Here is a 4988-nt window from a genome sequence, read left to right as displayed (position 1 = left end):
TCTGTGTTTTGGTGTTGTGGGGTGGGTGTGGCGGGGGGCGCCGGGCGCCCCCCGCGGCGGTGTCGGTCGGGGTGTTGCCCTCCCCTTCCAACACCACTAATTAAACCATGTTTTCAGGCTTTGGTCAACCGGCGGCGACCAGTTCGCGGCGGCGTTCGGCGGTGGCGGTGACGGCTTGGGCGATGGCGCGGCCGGTCTCGATGGCCCGGACGGCGGACTCGTGCACGGGGGGCTTCTTGTCCTGGGTGATGATGCCCGCGAGCGGCGGCATGACGGCCGGTCCGGGGGCGATTCCAAGGATCAGTTCGGCGACGTGGGCGGCTGAGGCAACCTCGGCGACGCGCTGGCCCGGGAGCGGGGCGGCCGTCTCGGCGATGAGCCGCCAGGCGTGGCCGTACAGCAGGATGCGGGCAGCAGCATCGGGGGCCTCGCGGGTGAAGTCGAACCCTCCGGCCTGCTCGGGGTCCTCGTGGTACCGGTCGCGATACTGGGCGTGCAGGATGTCCCGGACAGCGTCGGCGGCGAGCGGGACGGGGGCGGGCTGTTCATAGGCGTCGCCGTCGGTCTGACTGATGTCGAACACGGGCCCGGCCTTGTAGCCGGAGACCTTGCGCCCCTCCGCCTCGGCGGCGTCGGCGACGGCCCCCCGGGCTCCGGCCTCGGGGGCGGCTTGGGCGTCGTCGGTTCGCCGCCGGATCGGGGTCCAGATGCGCAGGGAGGTGGAGCCCTTGGCCGGGAACCGGCCGACCTTGCGCCAGTCTCCGGAGCTGAGTACGCGGGTTGCGTGGGGACACTGGGCGGCGATGGCGATGCAGTTGACGGGGCTGCGGTCGGCCAGGGTCGCGGCCGTGCGCATGACGGCGGTCCAGAACTGTTCGTCGGCGACCATCGCGCTGTACGCGCGGTCCATCACGGCTTCGAGTTCGCCGCGCATCCGGGCGCTGTAGGCGCGGCGCTCGTCGTCGCTCATCTTCGGCTTGCTGGGCATTTCCTGGTCTCCCTTGGTGAGAAATTGCGACCCTCGGCCGGCTGGCCGGTGGGTGGGTGCCGGTCGGGGTGTCACCCCCTTCCGACATCATTAATTAAACCATGTTCTCAGATGTTCGGCAAGTCCTCACATCCAGCGCAGCCCGTCCGTGTGGCACGCGGCCCGGTATGCCGCTATGACCTCGTCCTCAATTTCTGTCCAGTGTTCGAGGATGTCCGGGGCGGTTTTCTGGGGGTTCGCCTCGCGCTTGGCCCTGCGCCATTCGATGGCGATTTTGAGCGTGCGAAGCTGGGAGCGGTCAAGGTGCCAAGGGCCGGAATCGGGGAGTTCTCCGCCGTAGGCCATCGCTCCGGCGTTGTTGATGTGCTCGGTGCCGGACCAAACTCTCTGTTCGGGCTGCGCGGCCAGGGCCCTTTTCAGGGTGCACCGGAGGTGCGGGGCCTGCGCGGTCCATTTCGGGTTGATAACGAACAGGTCGGCGCTCATCGTGGCCTTTCGCGGGAGGGTGGGGGGGGGCGCCCCCGGGGCCGCCCCCCCCGACCGTCAGGACCGTCGGACGATCAGGCCGGTGTCGTCACCGCCCGGCCCCGTCGACCACCGCCGCCCACTCGTCCAGCAGCGCCTCGGTCGCCTCGTCGTCCGGGCCCTCCGCCCACAGGTGGGTGGTCGCCTCGGCCGGGTCCGGCAGCACCAGCGTCCAGCGCCCGTCCGCCTCGACGACCCGGACGCCGTCGGTGGTGTCCAGCCGCCGACTGCCGGCCGCCTCGACCACCGAGCGCATCACCATGCCCTTGGCCGCCCACGGCGTCGCCAGGTCCCGGCGACGGATGTGGGCCTGCGGGATCCGCGCGTCGATCTGGCTCAGCGTGAGCTGGGTCCGCGCCACCAGGCCGACCAACCGCACGAAGGCCGCGGCCCCGTCCAGCACTCCGCTGAACTCCGGCACCACGAACCCGCCGCGCCCGTCCCCGCCGAACACCGTGCCCTCGGTGGCGGCCGCCTTCGCCAGGTCGTCCGGCGTCGTCGTGGTCCAGATGACCTGGGTGCCGTGGTACGCGGCGACCTGCTCGGCGATCCGGGTCGTGGTCACCGGCAGCGCCACCTGCCCGCTGCGCCGCTCGGCCGCGACCAGGTCCAGCAGCACCAGCAGTGCCCGGTCGTCGTCGATCACCCGGCCCAGTTCGTCGACGAACGCGACCCGCTCGCCGACCGGGTCGAAGCGGACGCCGAAGGCCGCCCGGGAAGAGGCCACCAGCTCGCCGAGCCTGGCCAGCCCCGCCCGCCGCTCCTCCGCGTCCTCCGTCGGCCGCGCCTCGTCCAGCCCGCTGGAGACGGTGAGCGCCTCCACTCCGAGCCGCCCGAGGATGCTCGGCAGAACCAGGCCGGCGCTGCCGTGCGCGGTGTCCACGACCACCTTCAGTCCGGCCTCCCGGACCCCGGTGGTGTCGACGGCCCGCAGCAGGTTGCCCGCGTAGGAGTCGAAGACGCTGGACGGGAAGGTCAGGTCCCCGATCTCACCGGGGAAGGCCCGCCGGTACTCCTGGCGCGCGTACACGCGATCCAGCTTGCGCTGGCCGGCCTGCGAGAGGTCGGCCCCGCGCTCGTCGAAGAAGAGGATGTCCAGCGAGTCGGGCACCCCCGGCGTGGTCCGCAGGAAGATCCCGCCCGCACTCCCCCGCGCGGTGTGCTGCCGGGCCACCGGCATCGGCACGTTCTCCAGGTCGCGAACGTCTATGGCCGACGTCTGGAGCGCCGAAATCATCGCCCGTTTGAGCGCACGCGCACCACGCGAGTGGTCACGCGCAATGGTGACGGTCGCCCCCTTCTTCAAGGTCGTGGCGTACGCGCCGGCCAACCGCACGGCCAGTTCCGGGGTGATCTCGACGTTCAGGATCCCCGACACGCCACGGACACCGAACAGGTGCTCCTGGCCGCGGGACTCCCAGATCACCGACGTGTTGACGACGGCGCCGGCCTCGATGGTCTTGAACGGATAGACCCGGACGTTCGCACCGATGATCGACTCCTCGCCGATCAGGCACTCGTCCCCGATCACCGCGCCGTCCTCGATCCGGGCGGCCCGCATCACGTCGGTGTTCTTGCCGACCACGCAGCCGCGCAGATTGCTCTGCGGCCCGATGTAGACGTTGTCGTGCACGACCGCCTTGTGGAGGAAGGCCCCGCGCTTGACCACCACGTTGCTGCCGAGCACGGTGTGCTCGCGGATCTCGACACCGGCCTCGACCTTGGCGTAGTCCCCGATGTACAGCGGCCCGCGCAGCACCGCCTCCGGGTCCACCTCCGCACCCTCGGCCACCCAGACGCCCGGCGAGATCTCGAACCCGTCGAGCTCGACGTCGACCTTGCCCTCCAGGACGTCCGCCTGGGCCTTGCCGTAGCTCTCGTGGGTGCCCACGTCCTCCCAGTAGCCCTCGGCGACGTAGCCGTAGACCCGCTTGCCCTCCTTCAACAATTGCGGGAAGACGTCACTCGACCAGTCGACGGACTCACCTGCTGCGACGTAGTCGAAGACCTCTGGTTCCATCACGTAGATACCGGTGTTCACAGTGTCCGAGAAGACCTGCCCCCAGGTCGGCTTCTCCAGGAAGCGCTCGACCCGTCCGTCGTCGTCCGTGATCGTGATACCGAACTCGAGGGGATTCGGCACCCTGGTGAGACAGACGGTGACCAGTGCGTTCTTGCTGCGGTGAAAGTCGATCAATTCCGAGAGGTCGAAGTCGGTCAGTGCGTCACCGGAGATCACCAGAAAGGAGTCGTCCTTCAACGCGTCCTCGGCGTTCTTGACACTCCCCGCGGTGCCTAGCGGCGTCTCCTCGTGGGCATAGGTCAGATGCATGCCCAGGTCCTCGCCGTCACCGAAGTAGTTCTTGACCAGTGAGGCCAGGAACTGGACGGTGACGACGGTGTCGGAGAGGCCGTGCCGCTTCAGCAGCCGAAGCACGTGCTCCATGATCGGCCTATTGGCCACCGGAAGCAGCGGCTTCGGCATGCTTGAGGTCATCGGGCGGAGTCGGGTTCCTTCGCCCCCTGCCATGACAACGGCTTTCATTACGGGTGCGTCCTCCTTTGCGGTGGTGGACCTACAGGTCCATCAAACCGTTCCAGAGGGATCCCTACCCGGAAGGTATCGTCCGACGCACCGATGCGGCGTGGGACTTCTCTCAGATCACGTCTCAGACTGCGGACGCGGAGCCCGTCGAGCCCGCTCGGGTGATCCGCCTGGCCTGAACCGCGTAAAGAATACCGGCCCACCAGTACAACGTGGTCCCCCACCAGATGAAGGCCCAGCTCACCACCTCGGCCGGCCGCGCGATCCAGCTGTCCACGCTGCCGAGCAGGAGAAGCGGAAACGCGTACATCAGATTGAAGGTCGCGGCCTTCCCCAGAAAACTCACCTGGAGCGGCCCGTAACCGTGCCGGTTCAAAATGGGCAGCAGCGCGCCGATAAATACTTCCCGGGCCAGCAGAATCGCCGTCACCCACCACGGAAGAATCTCACGCCAGGTCAAACCGACCAGCGTGGACAGCACATAGAGCCGGTCGGCCAGCGGATCGAGCAGTTGCCCCACCCGGCTGACCTGCCCCCACCGCCGCGCGAGTTTCCCGTCGAGGTAGTCGCTGGCACCGCTCAGCATCAGGATCAGCAGCGCCCAACCATCGTTGTTGGGGCCATCGAAAACCGGCCAGAGAATCAGCCAGAGAAAAAGCGGAACACCGACCAGCCGGCCCATGCTGAGCAGGTTGGGGATGGTGAGGACGCGATCGGTCTGGACCCGCGTCTCCTGGACCTCCACCCGGGGGCCTCCTGTCCCGTGTGATGACAATGCACGTTGACCCTACAACAGAAAAGCCCCCGCCAGGTTCACCCGGCGGGGGCTTCTCTCGAATGATTGTTCGGCGGCGTCCTACTCTCCCACAGGGTCCCCCCTGCAGTACCATCGGCGCTGTAAGGCTTAGCTTCCGGGTTCGGAATGTAACC

Annotated in this window: 4 protein-coding genes and 1 rRNA gene; all 5 read right to left on the bottom strand. The window is 68.3% G+C overall.

Annotated features, from left to right (window positions below; genetic code table 11):
- Window positions 1-124: 124 nt before the first annotated feature.
- Entirely contained in the window at window positions 125-988 is an 864-nt protein-coding gene (locus ACFV61_RS34385) for a hypothetical protein (RefSeq protein WP_380496018.1), read from the bottom strand.
- Between the two features lie 126 nt (window positions 989-1114).
- Window positions 1115-1474 carry a hypothetical protein gene (locus ACFV61_RS34380; protein ID WP_380496017.1) on the bottom strand — a complete coding sequence of 120 codons (360 nt, stop codon included), beginning with the start codon at window positions 1472-1474 and terminating at the stop codon, window positions 1115-1117.
- Between the two features lie 88 nt (window positions 1475-1562).
- A complete protein-coding gene (locus ACFV61_RS34375) occupies window positions 1563-4058 on the bottom strand; it encodes a mannose-1-phosphate guanyltransferase (RefSeq protein WP_063350200.1) in 2496 nt (831 codons plus the stop codon).
- Between the two features lie 124 nt (window positions 4059-4182).
- Complete coding sequence (locus ACFV61_RS34370) at window positions 4183-4803, bottom strand: CDP-alcohol phosphatidyltransferase family protein (protein ID WP_380496015.1); 621 nt, start codon at window positions 4801-4803, stop codon at window positions 4183-4185.
- Between the two features lie 98 nt (window positions 4804-4901).
- Window positions 4902-4988 (bottom strand): 5S ribosomal RNA (gene rrf, locus ACFV61_RS34365); the annotation flags it as partial.

Source organism: Kitasatospora sp. NPDC059817, from assembly GCF_042731835.1.
In the GTDB taxonomy this organism is placed as follows: domain Bacteria; phylum Actinomycetota; class Actinomycetes; order Streptomycetales; family Streptomycetaceae; genus Kitasatospora.
Note: the sequence above shows the minus strand (reverse complement) of the source record. Positions and strands in the feature narration are given on the sequence as shown.

What these genes read in the sequence shown, in the direction of transcription:
- ACFV61_RS34385 (WP_380496018.1), bottom strand. Translation starts at nt 988, where the DNA reads ATGCCCAGCAAGCCGAAGATGAGCGACGACGAGCGCCGCGCCTACAGC.
- ACFV61_RS34380 (WP_380496017.1), bottom strand. Translation starts at nt 1,474, where the DNA reads ATGAGCGCCGACCTGTTCGTTATCAACCCGAAATGGACCGCGCAGGCC.
- ACFV61_RS34375 (WP_063350200.1), bottom strand. Translation starts at nt 4,058, where the DNA reads ATGAAAGCCGTTGTCATGGCAGGGGGCGAAGGAACCCGACTCCGCCCG.